The organism is Notoacmeibacter sp. MSK16QG-6 (assembly GCF_024158145.1).
In the GTDB taxonomy this organism is placed as follows: Bacteria; Pseudomonadota; Alphaproteobacteria; order Rhizobiales; family Rhizobiaceae; genus Notoacmeibacter.
The window spans coordinates 1-20,344 of the sequence record NZ_JAMYXM010000004.1 but is presented as its reverse complement, the minus strand read 5'-3'; the positions used below and the strand labels follow the sequence as shown (position 1 = coordinate 20,344).

20 protein-coding genes and 1 tRNA gene are annotated in these 20,344 nt (G+C 59.1%); 8 read left to right on the top strand and 13 right to left on the bottom strand.

Annotation, left to right across the window (positions count from 1 at the left end):
- The first annotated feature begins 6 nt into the window (after positions 1-6).
- The 4 genes from NIM86_RS12620 (at position 7) to NIM86_RS12605 (ending at position 3,477) form a co-directional block, all read left to right on the top strand.
- Positions 7-486, top strand: a complete 480-nt coding sequence (locus NIM86_RS12620; RefSeq protein ID WP_253382943.1) for a gluconokinase — start codon at positions 7-9, stop codon at positions 484-486.
- 22 nt (positions 487-508) lie between these two features.
- On the top strand, positions 509-1,519 hold the full coding sequence (locus tag NIM86_RS12615) for a TRAP transporter substrate-binding protein (protein WP_253382677.1): 1,011 nt from the start codon (positions 509-511) through the stop codon (positions 1,517-1,519).
- 67 nt (positions 1,520-1,586) lie between these two features.
- Positions 1,587-2,159, top strand: a complete 573-nt coding sequence (locus NIM86_RS12610; protein WP_253382676.1) for a TRAP transporter small permease subunit — start codon at positions 1,587-1,589, stop codon at positions 2,157-2,159.
- A 1-nt stretch (position 2,160) separates the two neighbouring features.
- A complete protein-coding gene (locus tag NIM86_RS12605; RefSeq protein WP_253382675.1) occupies positions 2,161-3,477 on the top strand; it encodes a TRAP transporter large permease subunit in 1,317 nt (438 codons plus the stop codon).
- A 166-nt stretch (positions 3,478-3,643) separates the two neighbouring features.
- Here NIM86_RS12605 and NIM86_RS12600 read toward each other — a convergent pair whose 3' ends face one another.
- From NIM86_RS12600 to NIM86_RS12570, 7 genes are read right to left on the bottom strand one after another with little or no spacing between them, the layout of a single operon-like run.
- Positions 3,644-4,705: a D-TA family PLP-dependent enzyme gene (locus NIM86_RS12600; RefSeq protein WP_253382674.1), complete on the bottom strand. Its 1,062-nt coding sequence runs from the start codon at positions 4,703-4,705 to the stop codon at positions 3,644-3,646.
- Positions 4,698-6,167, bottom strand: coding sequence for a M81 family metallopeptidase (locus NIM86_RS12595; RefSeq protein ID WP_253382673.1), 1,470 nt, complete (start codon positions 6,165-6,167; stop codon positions 4,698-4,700). The genes NIM86_RS12600 and NIM86_RS12595 overlap by 8 nt, the downstream gene beginning before the upstream one ends.
- Positions 6,167-6,979 carry an ABC transporter ATP-binding protein gene (locus NIM86_RS12590; protein ID WP_253382672.1) on the bottom strand — a complete coding sequence of 271 codons (813 nt, stop codon included), beginning with the start codon at positions 6,977-6,979 and terminating at the stop codon, positions 6,167-6,169. The genes NIM86_RS12595 and NIM86_RS12590 overlap by 1 nt, the downstream gene beginning before the upstream one ends.
- Positions 6,976-7,950 (bottom strand): oligopeptide/dipeptide ABC transporter ATP-binding protein, encoded by a 975-nt coding sequence (locus NIM86_RS12585; RefSeq protein WP_253382671.1) that lies wholly within the window; start codon positions 7,948-7,950, stop codon positions 6,976-6,978. Before NIM86_RS12585 ends, NIM86_RS12590 begins: the two co-directional genes overlap by 4 nt.
- 3 nt (positions 7,951-7,953) lie before the next feature.
- Positions 7,954-8,808, bottom strand: a complete 855-nt coding sequence (locus tag NIM86_RS12580) for an ABC transporter permease (RefSeq protein WP_253382670.1) — start codon at positions 8,806-8,808, stop codon at positions 7,954-7,956.
- A complete protein-coding gene (locus tag NIM86_RS12575) occupies positions 8,805-9,752 on the bottom strand; it encodes an ABC transporter permease (protein WP_253382669.1) in 948 nt (315 codons plus the stop codon). Before NIM86_RS12575 ends, NIM86_RS12580 begins: the two co-directional genes overlap by 4 nt.
- Positions 9,753-9,807: 55 nt before the next feature.
- Complete coding sequence (locus tag NIM86_RS12570; RefSeq protein WP_253382668.1) at positions 9,808-11,352, bottom strand: ABC transporter substrate-binding protein; 1,545 nt, start codon at positions 11,350-11,352, stop codon at positions 9,808-9,810.
- 153 nt (positions 11,353-11,505) lie between these two features.
- Between NIM86_RS12570 and NIM86_RS12565 the strand changes: the two genes are divergently transcribed.
- A complete protein-coding gene (locus NIM86_RS12565) occupies positions 11,506-11,895 on the top strand; it encodes a RidA family protein (RefSeq protein WP_253382667.1) in 390 nt (129 codons plus the stop codon).
- A gap of 14 nt (positions 11,896-11,909) precedes the next feature.
- Positions 11,910-12,788 (top strand): MurR/RpiR family transcriptional regulator, encoded by an 879-nt coding sequence (locus NIM86_RS12560; RefSeq protein WP_253382666.1) that lies wholly within the window; start codon positions 11,910-11,912, stop codon positions 12,786-12,788.
- A gap of 6 nt (positions 12,789-12,794) precedes the next feature.
- Here NIM86_RS12560 and NIM86_RS12555 read toward each other — a convergent pair whose 3' ends face one another.
- Entirely contained in the window at positions 12,795-13,721 is a 927-nt protein-coding gene (locus tag NIM86_RS12555; RefSeq protein ID WP_253382665.1) for a sugar kinase, read from the bottom strand.
- A 326-nt stretch (positions 13,722-14,047) separates the two neighbouring features.
- Between NIM86_RS12555 and NIM86_RS12550 the strand changes: the two genes are divergently transcribed.
- Positions 14,048-14,743, top strand: coding sequence for a proteasome protein (locus NIM86_RS12550; RefSeq protein ID WP_253382663.1), 696 nt, complete (start codon positions 14,048-14,050; stop codon positions 14,741-14,743).
- Positions 14,744-14,906: 163 nt separating this feature from the next.
- Here NIM86_RS12550 and NIM86_RS12545 read toward each other — a convergent pair whose 3' ends face one another.
- The 4 genes from NIM86_RS12545 to NIM86_RS12530 are packed head-to-tail and all read right to left on the bottom strand — an operon-like array spanning position 14,907 to position 18,866.
- Entirely contained in the window at positions 14,907-16,685 is a 1,779-nt protein-coding gene (locus tag NIM86_RS12545) for a GTP cyclohydrolase II (protein WP_253382661.1), read from the bottom strand.
- Positions 16,682-16,996 carry a Rieske 2Fe-2S domain-containing protein gene (locus NIM86_RS12540; RefSeq protein ID WP_253382659.1) on the bottom strand — a complete coding sequence of 105 codons (315 nt, stop codon included), beginning with the start codon at positions 16,994-16,996 and terminating at the stop codon, positions 16,682-16,684. The genes NIM86_RS12545 and NIM86_RS12540 overlap by 4 nt, the downstream gene beginning before the upstream one ends.
- Positions 16,993-18,198 (bottom strand): iron-containing redox enzyme family protein, encoded by a 1,206-nt coding sequence (locus NIM86_RS12535; protein WP_253382657.1) that lies wholly within the window; start codon positions 18,196-18,198, stop codon positions 16,993-16,995. Before NIM86_RS12535 ends, NIM86_RS12540 begins: the two co-directional genes overlap by 4 nt.
- 2 nt (positions 18,199-18,200) lie before the next feature.
- Positions 18,201-18,866, bottom strand: coding sequence for a dihydrofolate reductase family protein (locus NIM86_RS12530; RefSeq protein ID WP_253382655.1), 666 nt, complete (start codon positions 18,864-18,866; stop codon positions 18,201-18,203).
- A gap of 135 nt (positions 18,867-19,001) precedes the next feature.
- On the opposite strand from NIM86_RS12530, the gene NIM86_RS12525 reads away from it, so the two are divergent.
- On the top strand, positions 19,002-19,949 hold the full coding sequence (locus tag NIM86_RS12525; RefSeq protein WP_253382653.1) for a hypothetical protein: 948 nt from the start codon (positions 19,002-19,004) through the stop codon (positions 19,947-19,949).
- A 283-nt stretch (positions 19,950-20,232) separates the two neighbouring features.
- On the opposite strand, the gene NIM86_RS12520 is transcribed toward NIM86_RS12525, so the two are convergent.
- Positions 20,233-20,309: transfer RNA gene (locus tag NIM86_RS12520), tRNA-Met, on the bottom strand.
- Between the last annotated feature and the right edge of the window lie 35 nt (positions 20,310-20,344).

Sequence of the window (20,344 nt, the reverse complement as noted above, 5' to 3'; positions counted from 1 at the left end):
CTGGTCATGGGCGTATGCGGAACGGGCAAATCGTCCGTTGGCAGCCTGTTGGCTTGGCGTATGGAAGCAGGTTTCGTCGAGGCGGACGATTACCACTCGACCGAGGCGGTCGAACGGATGAGCCGCGGCGTTCCGCTAACAGACGCAGACCGCTGGGACTGGATCGATAGAGTGGCCCGCGCTGCGGGACGATCGGCCAATACGGTGATCGCGTGTTCGGCGCTGAAGCAGTCCTACCGGAACCGCCTTGCCGGCCATCTGGACAACCTGCTGATCGCTCATTTGACCGGCTCAAGAGAGCTCATTGCGCAACGCATGGAAGAACGAGCCGGCCATTTCATGCCGAGCAGCTTGCTCGACAGCCAGTTCGCCGACCTCGAACCGCCCACCGGCGACGGTGTGCTGACCGTCGACATCAGCCGTCCAATCGATGAGGTCGCCGCGGCGATCCATCACTTCGCAATCGATACGCGACAAAACGCGTAATCATCATCTGGGAGGAACCATCATGAAAAACCTTATCATCACCGCCGCGCTATTCGCGGGCATGGCGACAAGCGCCCTGGCGCAGGACATGACCCTGCGATTCCAGTCGTCGGACCCGGCTGGCAACCCGAATTTCCAATTGCAGCAGAAATGGGCCGAAAACGTCAGCGAAAAGACCGATGGCGCCATCAAGATCGACCTGCTGCCGGTCGAATCGATCGTTGCCCATAACGAAACGCAGGACGCCATCGCAGCGGGCATCCTGGACGGCCATGTGACCGACACCTCTTACTTTGCGGGCAAAGACCCGGCCTTCGGCCTGATCGCAAATCCGGTCGGTGCCTATTCCGACCCGCAGGAAATGTTCGATTTCATGAATGAGGGCGGCGGGGCCGAACTGATGAACGAGTTGGTCGAGCCCTACGGCCTGCACTTCATCGGCGCGACCACACCGGGTCTTGAAGCATTCGTTTCCAAGGTGCCGCTCGAAGGCGTGGACGATCTGAAGGGCCTCAAGATGCGCGCGCCGGAAGGTCTCGTTCAGCAGGTCTTCGCCGCAGCGGGCGCCGCGCCCGTCAACTTGCCGGGTTCGGAGGTCTTCACATCGCTCGACAAGGGCGTCATCGACGCGGCGGACTACACCGTCTTCTCCACCAATCAGGCGCAGGGTATGCACGATGTGGCCCAGCATCCGGTCTACCCGGGCTTCCACTCCATGCCGCTCGTCGAGATTTCGATGAACAAGGAAAAGTGGGACAGCCTCAGCGAAGAGCAGCAGACGGCTCTGGAGGAATCGGTGCGCGAGTTTGCAAAGATGCAGGTCTCGACCTTGAAGGAGCGCGATGAAGCAGCTGTCGAAGAAGCGAAGAAAGCCGGCAAAGTGACCGTCCACGACTGGTCGGCACAAGAACGCGCCCGCTTCCGCAAGATCGCCCAGGGCGAATGGGAGAAGGTGACGGAACGTTCGGACAACGCCCGCAAGGTCTATGACACGCTGACCACCTACCTCAACGATGCTGGCCTGATGAAGTAATGCCGCGATCATAACCGACCGAGCAGGCCGGCCCTGACGCCGGCCTGTTTCAAAAGGGGAAGAGGTAATGAGCGACGATCCCGCAGCGGCCCATCAGGCGACAAGCGAAACCGCGCACGAAAAGCTCGACGGCGCGATAGCGGAGGCAGGCGCCCTTGGCCGTGCTTTATCCGCTAGCGGGCTCCTGTTCGCAATCGGCATTGTCGTCGCGATGCTCATCCTCATTCAGGAAGTGGTTCTGCGCTATTTCTTCAATTCGCCCACGGTCTGGGCTCACGAAACAACAATCTTCTTGTCCGGCATCGCCTTTGTTTATGGCGGCCTTTACTGCGTCGCCCGCGATAGCCACATCCGTGTCGTCCTCATCTACGATGCGATCCCGTCCGGGCCACGCCGCATTCTGGACGTCGTGATCTCGCTGATCTGCGCGGCAGCATCGGCAATGTTCGCGTACGCGGCATGGCTGATGGTGGAGCGGGCGGCTTTCGCGCCGTCCGGCGAATTTCGTCTGGAACGCTCCGGTAGCGCGTGGGACCCCGTCTATCCGGGTCTGATGAAGTGTTTCCTGCTCATCGTCCTCGGCATCATGGCGGTCCAGTTCATCATCCTTGCCGTCAACTACGCACGAGGACGGCGCTAGGATGGAAATCTTCGGATCGCTGCAGGCGCTCGGCGTTGAGACCGCCACTTATCTGATGTTCGCGATGCTGCTGGTGCTACTCGTCACCGGCATACCGCTCGCCTTCGTCACTTTGCTCGTCGCCCTTGTATTCGCGCTTGGCTGGTTCGGTCCGATGGCCGTCCCCCTGATTACCAGTCGCGTTTACTCCTTCGTTTCCAGTTTCGTTTTCGTCTCCGTACCGATGTTCGTGCTGATGGCGGCAATCCTCGACCGGTCCGGCATCGCCCGCGATCTGTTCGATGCGATGAAACTGGTTGGCGGACGCTTGCGGGGCGGCGTCGCGATCCAGACCATTTTCGTTGCGGTCGTTCTGGCCGCGATGTCGGGCATTATCGGTGGAGAGATTGTCCTGCTCGGCCTGCTGGCCCTGCCGCAAATGCTCCGCCTCGGCTACGATAGGGGGCTCGCCATCGGCGTCGTCTGCGCCGGCGGCGCGCTCGGCACGATGGTGCCGCCTTCAATCGTGCTCATCATCTACGGCCTGACGGCCAACGTCTCGATTGGCGAACTTTTCACCGCCTCCTTCCTGCCTGGTCTAATGCTCGCGGGCTTCTACGTCGCCTATGTTCTTTTTCGCGCATACACCGATCCGGACTCCGCCCCGATCCTGGAAGAGGACGAGCGGCCATGGCGCGAAAGGCTTGCTCTGCTGAAAGGTCTCATACTGCCCATTCTTGTCGTGATTGCCGTACTAGGCTCGATTTATGGCGGCATAGCATCGGTGACGGAAGCCTCTGCGGTCGGCGTTATGGGCGTGCTTGTATCGACCGTCCTTCGAGGCGAATTCAGCTTTGCGCTCCTCAAAGGGGCCGCTTTGCAGACCCTTCAGACCGTTGGCATGATCGTATGGATCGGCATCGGCGCGTCAGCGCTTGTCGGTGTCTTCAACCTGATGGGCGGCATCGCCTTCATCCAGACATTGCTGACCGGCATTTCCGATGATCCGCTTTTCGTCCTGCTCTTCATGATGGCGATTCTGTTCGTCCTCGGCATGTTCCTGGACTGGGTAGGAATCGCTCTGCTGGCCATGCCGATCTTCGTGCCGATCATCACCAATCTGGGCTATGATCCAGTCTGGTTCGGCGTGCTGTTTTGCATGAACATGCAGGTCAGCTTCCTGTCGCCGCCTTTCGGGCCAGCCGCTTTTTATCTCAAATCGGTCGCGCCGCCGGAAATAAGCCTCGGAGAAATCTTCCGCTCGCTCCTTCCATTCATCTGCCTCCAGGTGCTGGCTCTGGCCGTTCTGATCGCATTTCCGGGTGTCACCGGGCGATAGTGCATGTCATCCTCGCCGAGGCGCTAGTTGCCTTGGTGCGTCGGCTCCCAAGAGATAGTTTAGCCTGCTGCCACGACTTCAACCGACCTCGTGAGCCGGAATGTAAATTTGCCCGGTGTCGCTCAGCGATGGATCTCGCAAACTCTTCTCATCGCATGCTTTCGCTTCAGGTAACACAACCCCGTGCATCGACGCGCATCTGCCGTAGCGACCCATCTGCCGTTCGAAGCCATATCGCGTCGAACATGTTCGACACCACACAGACATGGTTGGGCACGATCTCGATCCGATCTCCCACGGCCAGCGGCATTTCACCATCGGAGGTGAGCGTGCCATGCTCTTCGCTCAGCGCTTCGATGGCGATAGTCGGGTGGCCGACGATGAGCCCGTAACCTGACAGCCCAAGAAGATCGGATGTCAGCACCTTCGATCCAGCGTCGATGACGGCCCTGTCGCCAGCCGGTCGGCTGACCACGGTAGCGACAACGCGCCCGGCGCAGTCGTCCAGAGTACAGACACCGCGTTTAATAAGCGATCGGTCGTTATAAATGTAGGTGCCAGCGCGGTATTCCGTGACGCCACCGCTCTTGTCGGCCTGCCACATGTCCGGTGTGCCGCCGGACGAAATTTCGGGGCAGTCGATACCCGCCCGTGAAAGAATGGCGCAAGTTGCTGTCATGAAGTTGGCGACATCCTTCCGCCCGCCCGGAGCGGGATAGGTCATCAGACCGCCGAAGACGAGACCGGGCGCGGCGTCGATCATTCGTGTGAGGTCGGCGGCTGCCTCCGGCGTTGTGACACCGCAGCGATGCGCACCGGTATCGCATTCGACGAGGACCCGCAGCGGACTGCCGGCATCGCGGAAGGTCTCCGCCAATCCTCCGATAACATCGGCATTGTCAGCGGTTACGGCGAGTTCTCTAACCTTTCGCGCCAGGCCATAGAGACGGTCCAGCTTGGCTGATCCGATGACGTTGAATGTGATGAGGATATCGTCCAGCCCGGCATCGGCCATCACTTCAGCTTCGCCAATTTTCTGGCACGTGATGCCGGCCGCACCGGCATCCATCTGCGCCTTGGCGAAATGCACCAGTTTGTGCGTTTTGATATGTGGCCGAAGCTTGAGGCCGACCTCGTCGCAATGGGACTGATAGGCTGCGATGTTGCGTAGCGCGACCGCTTCGTCGACGACGAAGGCGGGCGTCTCGATCTCGTTTAGATCATCCATTATGTGGGTTCTCAACACGCGGCCAGATCGAACGCGAAAGATGTCGATAAGCATTGGTAGCGGGATCGCTGGGATAAGGTCCATTCACTTCGGCATAAAGGATTTCCGAGGCGATCTGCGCGAATGCGTTATGGAAATGGTTGGTCGATTTGACCACCAGTACTTCTTTCGACGACGGGTCGATCCCGAGATTGCTGAAAATATCCGGGCTGAAGACCTGCGAACGCACGGAAGTCAGAATGACGTCGATCCCGGCCACCTCGACCCAGACGGCGTCACCGAGTGGAACGATACTTTGGCCGAAGGACTGAACGGCATCGCGCACCGCACCCCGAACAATGATGTTCGCATCGATCGGCGCACCGCCCTGATCCGACATCTTTGCGCCGAAACGCAGCCGAAGGGTAGAGCCGATGCCGGCGGAAAAACAGGTACGGACGGCTATCGGGTCCCAGATCGAGGCCAATGCGGCATTATCGATTTTCCGATCCATCATCTGCCTCAGAATGATGGTGGAGTCGCCCGGGACGCCGCCGCCGGGATTGTCCCAGACATCGGCTATGACGACGGGTCCCGCCGAGGCTGCCAGCGCCTTTTCGAGAGCGGTCTCAGGTGGCAGAAATTCCGGTCTGGTGGTACCACGCATCGCGAAGAGCCGCATACCCAGCTCACGCGCCAGCGCATCGCCGCCCGTCCTATCGCCATCTGTGATGACGACGACGCGGGAGCCGAGCTCCGGAACGTCTCCCGCCATAAAGCCGTGAATGATCGAGATGGAAAGAACCGAGCCCGTCCCTTCCAGCGCCTTGATTTCGTCGACGAAACTTCGCATCGGCTCGCGGCTGGTGGGCAGCACTTCGATCATCCGGCAATCGAATGTGGAGATTTCCGGCCTGATCGCGCCGGTCGAAGCGCGGTGGACGAGTTCGATCAAGTCCTCCGCCACCGTCACGAAATCGGTGTGCGGAAATTCCTTGAAGACGGTGATGATATCCGCATGGTGAGTGCGGTCCGCCGTCAAATGACTGTGCGGATCGAACGTTGCACCGATCAGTGCTTCCGAGCCAACAACTTCTCGCACCATGCGGATGAGTTCTCCCTCGCAGTCGAGGCATCGCTGGGCAACCATGGCACCGTGAAGACCCAGTAGCACGATGTCGACCGGCATGGCGGCGCGCAGTTCGGCCAGGAGTTGGTCGCGCAGAAATTCCCATGTCTGTTGCGAGACGATCCCGCCAGGCTCCGCCCAACTCGCCGTTCCCTCCACGATCTGCCAATTGAGTTCGGCGGCGCGGGCGCGAGCGACCGGATAGACAGCACTGCATAGGGTCGGCGTCGCCGGATGATGGCCAGGCGGCGCGTAAAAACTGTCCTTGAAATCCTGGAGGTCCGTACGCAGTGGCGAGAACGTGTTGGTCTCGGTTGCGATGGAGCCGATGAAGACCCGCTTCGGCACAGCCATCAAACAGCCTCACGGTGGGATGCGACGCGTGGGATCGCCGAAAGCAGCTCTTGCGTATAGGCGTGCTTCGGCGCTTCGAAAATCTGGTGCTTATCGCCCATTTCGACAATTTGACCTTTGAACATGACGGCGACCCGATCGCTGATGTGGCGGACGACGCCGAGATCGTGACTGATGAAGAGCATGGCGATGCCGCTTTTGCGCTGCAGCCGCTTGATGAGGTTCAGCACCTGCGCCTGGATAGACACATCGAGCGCCGAGACCGCCTCATCGGCGATGACAAGCTTCGGCTCGACGATCATCACACGCGCGATGCCGATGCGTTGGCGCTGGCCGCCGGAAAACTCATGCGGGTAGCGGCTCATAACGGCCGGGTCCATGCCCACCAGTTCCAACGTTTCACCTATTTTTCGGCGTGCCTCTTCCCGGCTCTTTGCCAGTTTGTGAATGAAGAGCGGCTCGCCCAGCGTCCGCGCGATTGTCAGCCGAGGGTTGAGCGATGCAAAGGGGTCCTGGAAGATCATCTGGATGTCCCGCCGTAAAGGTCGGAACGCCGCTGGCGGCATCTGCAGAATGTCCTGTCCTTCAAACTCGGCGACGCCTGAGGTTGCCTCTTCGAGCCGCGTCAGCGTTCGCCCTACCGTGGACTTGCCGCAGCCCGACTCGCCAACGAGACTGAGAACCTCACCCGGTTCGATGTCGAACGAGATACCATCTACCGCCCGCACGATACGATCATCGCTAAAGAGGCCGGGCTGTTTGACGGTGAAATGGGTTTTGAGATCCCGAACGCTCAGAAGGGGTGCGCTCATGGGGCGGCCTCTTCGGCGAAATGGCAATGCGAGGTGTGCTCGTTCCCGATGCGGTGCTGCTTCGGTTCGTTACGCCGACAAATATCCTGCGCGCGGGGGCACCGCGGATGGAAGGCGCACCCTTCTATGTCTTCATCGATACCCGGCACGCGGCCGGGTATCGCCTCCAGCCATTCGACATCGCGGTCGACCACGGGGATAGAGTTGAGCAGACCGCGCGTATAAGGATGAGCGAGCCGCGCGAAAAGATCGTCGGTGGGTGCCGCTTCAGCGATCTTGCCGCGATACATGACGGCCACCTTGTCGCAGGTTTCTGCAATCACACCGAGGTCGTGCGAGATGAGAACAATAGCTGTGCCCATTCGCTCCTGCAGGTCCGCCATCAGATCGAGCACTTCCTTCTGGACCGTGACATCGAGCGCAGTGGTCGGCTCGTCGGCGATCAGCAGCTTGGGGTCGCAGGAGAGCGCCATCGCGATCATCACACGCTGACGCTGCCCGCCCGACATCTGGTGCGGATAGCTGTCCACGCGCTGTTGCGGCTCAGGAATGCGGACCAGCTCCAGCAGTTCGATGGCACGCGCCCGGGCGGCCTTTTGTGAGATTTTTTGATGTTGCCGAAGGTTTTCAACGATCTGATCGCCAATTCGATAGACTGGATTGAGGCTCGTCATCGGCTCCTGAAAGATCATCGCCATGCGACTGCCCATGATCGCCCGCCGCTCTCTTCGGTTGAGCTGACGCAGATCTTGTCCCTCGAAGCGAATATCGCCTCCGGTGATGCGCACCGGCGTACCGTCCAGGAGCCCCATGATCGCAAGCGAGGTGAGGCTCTTGCCGCAACCGCTTTCGCCAACGATGCCGAGCGTCTCACCTTCATCAACCGAAAAGGAGATGCCGCGGACAACCGGCAGCAGCTGGCCGCGCATTGCGATGGCGATTTCCAGATTGTCGACTTCAAGCAGCGGCACGATTCAAACCCCCGCAATATCGTCTTTGAAGCGCGGATCGATGCTGTCGCGCATGGCGTCGCCAACAAGGTTCATCGAGAAAACGCTGAGTATAATCAGCGCGCCGGGAAACAGCAGCAGCCAAGGCGCGCGGGTGATGTAGATGCGTTCTTCCGCCAGCATGTTACCCCAGCTCGGCACCTCAGCTGGCAGGCCAAGGCCGAGGAAATCAAGCGCCGCGGCCTGCAATTGCGCAAAAGCAAATATGAAGCTGGCTTGTACCAGTAGCGGCGAAAGGAGATTCGGCAGGATGTGACGGAACAGGATCGATCCATGGCCCGCTCCGGAGCAGATCGCCGCGTCAACGAAGACTTCCCGCTTCAGCTTCAGCGTCATGCCGTAAAGGATGCGTGCCGTCGTTGTCGCATAGACGATACCGATGACGATGATCGTGTTGACGACGCTGCGTTCGAGCAGCGTGATCAGCACCAGCGCCAGAAGCAGGGCTGGAAACGCCATCAGTACATCAACGCCGCGCATTAAAACATTGCCGGCGCGCGTGAAATAGGCCGACAGCATACCGATCAGTCCGCCGGTCAGAAGCGCGACGATGACGCTGCCCGAGCCGATCAGCACCGTCATTCGCGCACCGTAAATGGCGCGCGAGAACGTGTCGCGGCCAAAATGATCGGTTCCGAACAAATGCGGCCAACCGGGTGGCGACAGTCTTGCGATCGGATCGATCTCATATGGATCGAATGGCGCAATAAGCGGCGCAGCGATGGCGACGATGAGAATGAGGATCAGCCAGGACAGGCCGATGCTCGCCAGCCGCCGTCCGGCAAAAATATCCTGTACCTGTTGTACCACTGCGGTCATTGGAGCGAGACCCTGGGATCGAGGCGAGCATAGGCGAGATCGACCAGCAGGTTCACAACCGCGTAAAGCACTACGATTACGAGGATCACGCCCTGAATGACCGGATAATCGCGGCGCAGGATCGACTGCACGACCAGTTGGCCGATGCCGGGCAGCGAGAAAACCGTTTCCGTTACCACCGCTTCGGAGACGAGTGCGGCGAAGGTGAAGCCGAAGGCCGCGGCAACCGCGATCAACGCATTACGGAAAATGTGCTTGATGGCGACGCGGGACGGATGAAGGCCCTTGGCGCGCGCCGTCCGGACATGATCCTCGCGCGAGACATCGAGCATCGACGCCCTGACCAGTCGGATAATCAGCGCCGCGTTTGGCGCCGCTAGTGTCAGGCTTGGCAATAGCAGATAGCGCAGATGGCCGAGGGCTCCGACGCCATCGATCGCGGGAAACCCCGAGCTTGGCAGCCATCCGAGCCATACGGCAAAGATCAGGATCAGATAAAGGCCCAACCAAAAAGTCGGTACAGATGCGAAAAGCATTGCTCCGCCCGATGTTAGCTGGTCAACCCAGCGACCCTGATAGCTCGCCGAAAGCACTCCGATCGGAATGCCGAAGATCACGATCCATACCATCGTCATCAACGCCAAGAGGATCGACGTCTGGGCACCGTTGGCGATCACCGAAAGCACAGGCGCGCCGAAGAAAAGCGAGCGGCCGAAGTCGCCTTGAACCACCTGTATCAGCCAATAAAAATATTGGACGATGAGGGGCTTATCGAGACCAAGCTCTTTGGTCAGTGCCGCCACTTCTTCCGGCGTCGCGGTATCGCCGAGCAGGATCGACGCTGGATCGCCAGGAATAAGGTGGACGAATAGGAAGACAAGAACCGAAGCCGCCAGCAGCGTCGGGATCAGCGTCAGCAGGCGTTTGATCGTGTAGGCGAACATGGATCATCTTCAAAAAGTGACGATCCGCCGCAAAAGCGGCGGAGCAGGAGCGCACTTATTCCTTGCTGACATTCCAGAAAGAAGGCCAGATGAGCGTCGCTTCACCGAGACCCTGAAGCTTCGACGAGGCAATATTATAGGTGTAGATATCGCCGGTCTTCATCGTCGGGACCTGCTCATAGATGAGCGTCTGGATTTCGCCCCAGATCTTTTCGCGCTCGGCAGGATCGGAGCTGGCGGTGAACTTGTCTTTCAGCTCGGTCTTTTCCGGCGTTGCCCACCAGCCCGGATAGGTGTCGTTCATCACCGAAATAAGAATGGGGTCGGGCACGAAACCGTGATGCGTGAAGAACAGATCCCACTGATCCGGCTGGGCGCGCTTCTCTATCAAGGTCGCCCAATCGTAAACCTGCAGATCGATATTGAAGCCGGCATTGGCCAGTTGCTTTGTGTAGACGATCGCCGTGTCGTAGTGGAACGGGTAGTTGGTCGAGACCATGAACTTGATGGGCTCACCGCTATAACCGGCTTCCTGCGCCATCGTCTTGGCGGCTTCTGCATCGCCCTTGCTGAAATTCTCGGTTCCGGCATCGTTGTACCAGACATTGCCATCCGGCAGGAACGAACCGTTAGCGCGCCAAAGATCCTCCGGTCCAATCGCCACTTGAAGCGCCGTCGTCTTGTCGAGCGCAGTCTGTATCGCCCGGCGAAGAGCGAAATTCTCTTTCAGTGGCCCCTCGCTTGAATTCATAAAGACAAGACCGAAAATCGGCCCGCCATTCAGAATCGTGGTGACGGTCTCATCGTTCTTGAGTTCTTCGTAAAGATCGCCGGGAATGCTTTCGGCATAGTCATAGTCGCCAGCGCGAACGCCCGCGATGCGGGCGCCGACATCGGGCACCGGCATGAAATCGAGCGTATCGAACTCGGCGGTCCGCTCACCGCCATAGCCATCCGCCTCGCCCTCTGGCGACGTGTAATCCTCGAAACGAACGAGCTCGATCTTGCGGTTCGGCTCCCACGCACTGAACTTGTAAGGACCGGTGCCGATATAGCCATCTTGACCGATCGGCTCCTTCGTAGCGCCCTCGACAACGGACGCCGGATAGATGGATGGTCCGCCATTGATGAAGGCCATCAGGTTTTTCCAGGGTCCGAAAGGGTTCGTCAGCTTCAGCGTTACTTCGTGGTCGCCCGTCGCCTCGACACTTTCGACATGATCAAACAGCAGATTGCCGCGGGAGCCGAACTCGCCCCAACGCTTCAAAGAGGCCACGACATCGGCGGCGGTCATGTCTTCCCCGTTGTGAAATTTCACACCTTCACGCAGTGCGATGACGATCGTCTTGCCATCATCCGATACGGTTTCCCCGGAAGCCAGAAGCGGAACCGGTTCGTTCTTGGCGTTGAAAGTGTAGAGACCTTCGAAAATATGATGCGCTATCGTCGTCGAAAGATCGGAAGTAATCACTTGCTGATCCAGGCTAGGCGGTTCGCCCACGGTTGCGTATCGCAACGTGCCGGCGGCATATGCCGTGCCTGAGAATGCGACCAGGGCGCCAACGGCGACCAGGGACCTAAGCCAGTTGTGAGATGTCATCGTCAGTCTCTCCATTGCCATCGGATCGAGCGCGCCGCACGCCCTTATATGTAAGAAACTTACAAATTACATCGCGGAAGTCAAATCAGATTTGCGTTTTCGGTGTGATCGTGGGAATAAATGTAAGTTACTTACATAATTGAGGAGATGATCATGGTTTCAGGCATCGAGCGCTTCGCCGCAGCCGATCCACAGGCTGGCGGTCAGAAAAGGCCTTTTGCCAAAGCCGTCCGCGCCGGTGATTTCGTCTATGTTTCCGGCCAGGTGCCGACAGTGGATGGCGAAGTCGTGGCGGGAGGTATCGTGGCACAGACAGAAGCCGTATTCGCCAATATCACTGCCGTGCTGAAACTCGCCGGCTGTGGGTTGGAACATGTCGTCAAGGTCAATGTCTGGCTGGATGACCCGCGCGATTTTTCCAGCTTCAACGCGGTTTTCGAGAAATACTTTATCGACAGTCCGCCCGCCCGTTCCACAGTCCGTTCGGAGTTGATGGTTGACGCGAAGGTTGAAATGGACGTGATTGCCTACAAGCCTCTCTGAGGCCGGGAGACGGCATGAACACGGTCATCGATCTTATTTCACGCATGCGCGAACTGAATGGCACACTGCCCAAACGCGAACAGCTTGTTGCCGATTTCGTGCTCGGTAATCTCGACCAGATCCCGTTCCTGTCGCAACACGAGATCGCGAAAGCAGCCGACGTTTCCGTCGCCACCGTAAACCGGTTTGCGATGACGACCGGCTGCGAGGGCTTTCGCGATTTCAAAATCCGGCTCGCCCAAAGCGTTGCCGTCAGTCAGCAATATTTCGATGCCAATGGAATCGATACCTCTCCAGCCGGCCAACTCGTCGGCAAGGTGTTCGGCACCCTTTCCGACACGCTCGGCCTGGCGCGCAGCCAGCTCGAAATGCAACCCGTCGAGAATGCCGTTGACATGCTCAATGGCGCGCAGCGCATCGTCTTCTTTGGAGTCGGCGGCAGCTCAGCCAACGTGGCGCGCGAGGCCGCAAACCGCTTTTTCCGTTTGGGCATAGCATCCGAAGCCCATGCCGATGGCTATGTCCAGCGCATGCTCGTTTCAACGCTCGATAAAAAGGATTTGGTGTTTGCGATATCGTCCAGCGGCCAACCGGCTGAACTTCTGGACAGCGTCACAATCGCCAAACAATATGGCGTTCCGACACTCAGCCTGACCAAGGCCGGATCGGAACTGGCAGCCCTGACCGATCTCTGCATCCAACTGGACCTGCCGGAAGACCCCGACATCTACAAACCCTCGGCGCAGCGGCTTGTCTACACAGCTATTATCGATGTTCTCGCCATGGGTACGGCGCGCAAGCGGCCAGACCGGGTCAAGGAAAACCTCCGCCGCATCCGCACCTCGCTTCTTCCACTATCGAAAGATTCCGGACCCAGGCCGATCGGCGACTGAAGCCGCTCAATCTCCGAGATATCGGTCGAACGGCATGAGCGCTCCAGCGTTTTGAATTGTCCGCGCAGCAGCATTCGCCGCCATCAGGACGCTTTCGCCAACGGAGCTTCCGCCTAAGCGGCAAGCGATATAAACGCCATTGAAAGCATCCCCCGCCCCGGTCGCATCGACAAGCCGATCGACGCTGGCCGCGGACTGCGTCCCGATCGATTCACCGTTGAAGAAAACGATCTCGGACTTGCCATTCTTGACGATGATTTCCGACGCGCCAGCCCTCCGGTAGCGTTCGATCGTTGCTGTCGGGTCGGCGTCACGAAACGTTCGGGCTTCATCATCGAAGCTCGGCAATACCCAATCTGCCTTCGATGCGGCTTCAACGATCCAGCGCTTTGCCGCAGCATCGTCCTCCCATAAGGCAGGCCGGATATTGGGGTCGAACGCGACGCGAACGCCTATCCGCCGCAGACTGTCAATCGCACCAAGAAGCACGCTTCGTTCGTCTTCAGGCAGGATCGCCAGCGTGATGCCACTGAAATAGATCAGATCGGCACCCGCCAGCGCGTCGGTTAGCCAGCCCTCCTCAGCGGCCAGGCAACGTGCGGCGGAGCTGTCACGCCAATAGGTGAAGACGCGATCGCCCTCCTCCTGATCGATAATATAGAGACCTGGCCGTCGGTCTGGCACGATTCGAATAGCCTCCGTGCCGATTCCGGCCTCCTGCAAAAATCTGAGGATCTGCTGCGAATAGCGGTCTTTGCCGAGCGCCGTGACATAGTCGATCCGATCCACGCTGTCGCCAAGAACGGCTCGGATTGCCCACAATGTGTTGAGCGTATCGCCAGCAAAACCAAGATAGAAGGCATCGTCCCCGCCGTGACGCAGTTCGACCATGACCTCGCCAATGGCGACAATCCGTTGCACTTTCCTAGTCATAGATCGAGATGACCTTTACTGCCCGGCTCCGACCCGCTGCCAACCCCATGGGCTCATAAAATCCATCGAAACGATAGATGACGCGATAGCCGATTCTATTGTCAGCCAGCATATTGAGTGAACGCTTGACCGTCGATAGGAGCCGAGGCCAGTTTAACGGCGACGCCACAATATTCGTGCAATCCTAACCCAACCAGTCTCACGAGTGATTTTCGCTTGAGAGGGGCAGGCATGCCAGGAAGCAACGGATTTTGATCTGGAGGATCGTCGTCTGCGGTCCATATCTGATTGACATGCAAAGACGCCTGACCTGAGAGGATCGCTATATGACTGTCGTGCTTGCCACCGTTTGCCGAGATGGAGTCGTGCTGGGCTCGGACTCCCAGATCACGGACAAGGGGCGCGGCATGACGTATCCCGCCGAGAAGCTTCACCCCTTGGGCGATTTGGCCGCCTGGGGAGGCAGTGGCGCGCGATCGGTATTGTTCGACGTCGAACGCTGTTTCAATGAAAATAGCGCCGCGATACTGCAGGCGCCCGACATCGGTCGTGCTTTACAGGAGCAGGTTCTCCCGATCCTCCGGCATCACTACGACACCTTTATTCCCGACGTGCCGGGAGAAGAAGGCGGCGGCACGCCCTCGGCCTATGTGATGGCTGCCGGATGGCGGGACGGCGAGCCTTGGATCATTGAAATCACGCCCTCCGGCATGATCGGTCATTATGCCGATATCGGCTTCCATGCCGTTGGCAGCGGTGCGCCCATGGCCCAGCAGGCCGGTTCGCTCCTGTCCCATTTCCATCTGGCCGAGCGGTCGGTGCATTTCGGTTGCGCAGCGGTGCTGCGGGTCCTTCGCGCGCTCGATCTCACCTCTGCCAGCGTCGGCGAGCCGTTCAGTCTGTGCCGCATCGATGAGGAAGGGGCTCACCACCTTAGCGACAAGGAAATAGAGAAGGTCGGCGACGTGGTGAAGCGATGGGAGAAGGCCGAGCAGGCCGTCATCGCCGACATATTCGACTGACACGGATGGAAGCGTTTTGGGGCAGCGATTACGTCGTAGCCACAACACGTGCCGGCCAAAATCTCAGTCGGCAATTCTTGATTTTCGCGGTGGGACGCGCGTTTATTACGTTCGCGGTGTCCAGCCTCGGAAGGCGGATGGCGCTATTTCGCGATCAAATCGGTTATGACTCGATTGGCAAATCGCTAAAGTAGCCGGCGCCAATCTTCGCGGCGATCTCTACGTTAGCGTCGGCAGGCACCCGGTCGGCCGGAAGAGCGACCTGCTGGCGGATATCTATACCCTGCATGGCAATCGCCTCGCTCTTCAGATTGCTCATCGAAACCCACCGGTCGATGTGATCGACCCCAAGCCAATGCAGCACGTCGCCAGAGAGAAGCTGGGCACGTAAATCTTCAGTGCCGGCCACTGCGCGTGTATGGTCGAAGTAGTTTTCCGACTGGTCTCCACGAGGATCGCGCTGACGTGCGTTGTAGACGAGATATTTGGTGACCTCGCCGAGACTTCGTCCTTCCTTGCGGCTGTAGACCAGGATGCCGACGCCCCCGGATTGCGCCTGACGGATGGCCTCTTCCAGCGCGAAGGTGAGATAGGGCCGGCAGGTGCAAAGCGTCGAGCCGAACACATCTGAACCGTTACACTCATCATGCATCCGGCAGGTGATCGATGTATGTGGATTGCCCAGCTTTTCCGGGTCGCCAAACAGATAGACCGACTGGCCGCCGGCGGGCGGGAGGAATACCTTTAAATCCGTTCGCTCAATCAGATCACTCCAGGCTCCGCCTGATGAATTGAATAGGGCCCGGCGCAGTTCCAGTTCGCCAACGCCGAGACGTTCGGCCACGCCCGGCAAATACCAGACCGGTTCGATTGCGATTTTCAGGCAGCGCGCGTGGCCGGCTTCTGAGAGGATTTGCCCGTCCGCCCGCAACCGTCTTCCTTTAAGCGCATCGTGCACCTCAGCAAGATCGAGATGTCCTTCGGTAACGGCGATAGACGGTCGCCAGCCCGGCTCGTCGCGAAAGGCCCCGATATCGTGGCCGAACGGGTCCATTGTCACAATGGAGCCCGGCCTGCTCCAGCCTGGCCGCCAAGGCAGCCGCGCCATGGGCTGGCAATTATGAAAGTCCGGCTCGTGTGCGGCATTCAATTCTCCGGTCACCAGACCGATAGCGCGATAGGGCGCATAGGAGCCAGCGTGAACCCCGATCGCATTGCGCGCCGGATGTGGGGAGGTCAGCACTGGACCACGCCGGTCAGGCGTTTCCGCATACCATAGCAAATCACGTGGCGCTTTGCCTCGCCCTATCGCAGGCTTCGCCCGCACATTCGAAGCGACGCGGTCTCGCTCGACGGCGACGAAACCATGCGGAGCATCAAGATCCAGACCGCCTCGCGCCATGTAAATGATCTGTTCCAGTCGACTACCGACAATCACGGCGGCGGCGAGGACGGTCCAGCCTTGCCACCCCGTTACCGCCAGTAACGGCCAGGCCAGAAAGAGCAGCAAAGCGCCTGTCTTGGCCGACCAGAAATGATACATCAGGAGGCGACCTTTCCACGCTTGCGACACAGCGAGATAGAGGACCGGGACGGCGAAAAGGGCGGTCAGGATCAGCGCCTGGTCCGCCCATAGACCGGGAAAGGCCAGAAGAAGAAATGGCAGGATGGCGATCGAGAAAACATTGTCGATAATGGCGTCGAGCCGCGCGCCGAATTCAGACGCTGTTCCTGTCACGCGCGCAACATGTCCATCGGCAAGATCGGTCAGAATGGCGACAAGGTACACCTCCAGCGCCATCCAGTCATGGTTTGCCCATAGCAGCGCCAGAATGAGAGGAATGGCAAAAAGGCGGCTCAGCGTGAGCAGATTGGCCAGTTTGAGACGCCCTTCCCCTTCGAATAGGAGCGGGATGGCGAAATGGTCGCGCGCCAAACTCACTGGGTCGCCGTCTTAAGCTTGAGCGTGGTCGGACGGGCGATCAGCCGTGAGACGGAAAAGGCATTGTGATGCATCGGGCAGACGATCTCGTCGCGTGCATTGATGTAACCGAACTTCAACGATCCGCCCCTATGCGGGCAGCGGTTTGGCACAAGGAACAAATCGCCCTTGTGACCGAGAAGAAAATACTCAACCCCGTCGCGAATGATCGGCGGCAGATCACGGCCGATCCAGCTCTGCGGGATCAGTTCATCAAGCGGCGCGGACAGACGTCCCGTACGCTTCTCGTCCTGCATCTCTGTGCAACTCACGCCGCAACCTCGCGGCCAACCGTACCGTCTGGCAAATCAGCAAAAAGGCGTGGGTCATCGATTTTTGCGATACCGCCGATCTGCACGGGCTGGAAAGGCGTCGTTTCATCCGGCGTTCGGCAGCGCTGTTCGCGATCCGCCGACGCATCGAGACCAAAGCTAACGCCGCTATCGGCTTCATCGATTGCCTTGCCGAGCGCAGCCAGATGCGCGTCCGACCGCGCAAAAGCGGCAGCCGTCAGCTCCGCGCCGATCACGATCTCGCGACCGACTTCTGCGCCGTAGCGCTTGAGAAGCGGCGCGACCACCTCGTCGACGACCATCGCGGTGTGGTGAATATCGATATGGGCATGCTCGCCGAAATAACGGGCGTCCGCTTCCTTGTGATGCTGACGCAGGTAGCGATGATGGTCGCCGGTCGATTTCTGGTAGCTGGTCTCCGCGTAGAGCAGAAATCCGATTTGACGGAAAAAATTGCGGGGGTTCTGAAAGAGAAAGTGGATGGTGTTGTGCAGCTCCAGCGAAACGGTGTCGAGCAGATGCCAGAAGCCATTATATTCATCCGGCAAGCCGAATGAGCGCAACGTCGCGCGATAGAGTTGGCTGTGTTTCTTGCCATGCTCGCCATAGCCGAACTCGTCGATCAGAATGCGAAACAGCGCCGATTGCACTTCGCCGAACTCGCCGATTATGCCGAGCGCCGAAGCCGACGATTCCGCCAGGAGGTCCGCAGAGGACTGGATAAGGAAGTTGCGATAGTGGTGTTGCCGGTTAGGCGAGCTTTCAAGGAAGGCAATGAACTGCCCGGGCTCGCTATCGCGGATTCTCGGCAAAAGCTGCGCAACGTAATCCTCGCAGGATGTATCTTCCGCCCGTGTCTCGATAGCTGCGACCAGCGGAACGATGAGCTCGTCCTCCAGCGTCCGGCGCGCTGCGTCCGCCTCAGCCAGATAATTGGGGTCGTAGTGCCTTTGCAGACGCTCGACGATGCTGCCTTTCTGCGAACCGTCCATGGGCAGCACCACATAGCGGTTCTGATAAGCGCGCATCAGCGCCTGATGGGCAGTGAGGCGGCGCATACCATCGCTCGGCTTGGCATCGGCGCCCGACCAGTCGATCCGCGAATCGAAGACGGCGGGCGGATGCGGCCCGCTGCGCTCGCTCAACCGAGCGGCAAGACTGTCCATTGCGACAAAACCCATGATCACACACCCGCTTTCGAATATTCAGTAACGGCAACGCCGCCGATTGAGTTGCACCTTGCAAGGTTCCAGCGGCTGAGGGGAAACGAGCCGGCAGCCGAAAGAAAGGTTGGCGCATCGCGCGAGCCGGTCACGATCGGGATATGTTTGACGATTAAGCGGTCGATAAGGTCGGCGGCGAAGAGTTCAGCGAGAAGCCGGCTACCGCCCTCGACCATCAACGTCGAGTAGCCAAGCCCCGCCAGCATCGCGAAGGTTTTGTCAAAATCCACGCGGCTCTCGCCTGCGCGCAGCACCTGCACGGCAGGACGATTTGCTGTCAACGAGCGGATCGTCTGCTCAGGCAGCGCTTCCGGCACGATCAGGATTGTCGGCAGGCCGTCGGTAAAAATGGTAGCCTCAGTCGGCAAATCGCCGCTAATCGTCGGCACGACGCGAACCGGGCTCGGACCATCGACATGGCGGACGGTCAGCTGCGGATTGTCGACACGGACGGTGCCCGCCCCGACCATGATAAGATCGCTTTCGGCGCGCCGTTGGTGAAACCACCGTGACAACTCATCGCCATAGAAGCCGAACAAGACCTGCGACGAAACGCCCGGGCCGGTAGAGAGGCGTCCGTCAATGGTCATCTCCGTCACGCTCGTTATTGTCAGACCACCCGCCATTTTCTCCGTTTCATCTGATTTGGACCCCGGAGGCGCCAGCAACTTTAGCGTCCCTGCGCTGTTTCAGGACAGTATAGATGGTCGCGACACGACAATCGGCGAGCCCGAAATGACACAACACATATGAATCGATCTATGAATAAAGATGCGCAGGACCGGGAGGGGGCGACGCCCGGAACCTTTGGCTGGCGAGTTGTGCCCACATTGATCGTGCTGATAGCCGTTCTCGCGGCGATAGGCTGGTTTCTCGTTCATCAGGGTATCGACCGAATTTTGGTCGCTCTTGCCGCAACCCCGCTCGTTCTGGTGGCAATTTCCGTCGGCCTTAATATTGCTGCTATTGGCGCATTGGGGGCGGTTGAGTGGGTAGCCGTTCGTTATCTCTATCCAGACCGTGTGCCTGCCGTCACGGCAATCTGGACCGGTTTCAAAGGCTACGCGGCAACTAACTTGACGGGCTTCGCCGTGATCGTCGGAGCGATGGTGCGGCTGCCTATCTATCGTCGCTATGGCTTAGATGCGGTGGCAACGGTCGGCGTTATGGGTCTCTCCTGGAGCGCTTTCTGGATTGCATCCGCCATGGCAATCGCAGTCTCTCTGCTCCTGGCGGCGCCCGGATTGATAAGTGGCCTTATGGCCATAGGCATGACAATCCTGGTCGCTGTCCTGGGAGCATGGCTTGGCAGCAACGGGCAGAAATTCACGGTCCGTAGTAGGAGCGTTAGCCTGCCGCCCGCCAGGGTTATCGCCGTCCAGGCCTTGATCGCTTGTGGCGAACTTTTTCTCGCCGGCATGTCGCTGTGGGTTCTGCTGCCATCCGAGGGAACGCCATCCTTTGGCATATTTCTCGCCGCCTATATCACCGCCGTCGGCGCTGGACTGCTCAGTCATATACCGGGCGGGCTTGGCTCATTCGAAGCGGGTTTGCTGCTGTTTGCGGGAATCGCCCCGACCACGGCGGTTACGGCATCGCTTATCCTCTACCGCGTCGCACGGTTCTTGGCCCCGCTTCTGATTGCACTGCCCAGTCTGGTGGTGACAATGAAGGCGACACCGCCAAGACCGTCAGCCGAACGATCCTAAGCCCTCATGGAAGAGACCACATCGCGCATAATTGGGAGAAATTGATAACGGTAATGGTATGTCGGTGAGGACCAAGAGTTTTCTTTGATCGCCAAGTGATTATCCGCGGCATAGTAACGGTCCGCCGAGCCGCAGGATCGGTAATTGCCGGGCAACGGAATTTCCTCCGGGCTACTTCTATCAGCAGCTCGAAGCCGGGAGCTCGGCTCCGCTGAGACGCGCGAGGCCGATGTCGCAAATGGCAGTCGTTTGTCTGTGATGGATGCTAAGTTATTGTAATTTTTGGTTGCGGGGGCAGGATTTGAACCTGCGACCTTCAGGTTATGAGCCTGACGAGCTACCGGGCTGCTCCACCCCGCGTCACCAAGTTTTCGGGCGCTTATAGCCTACCGCCC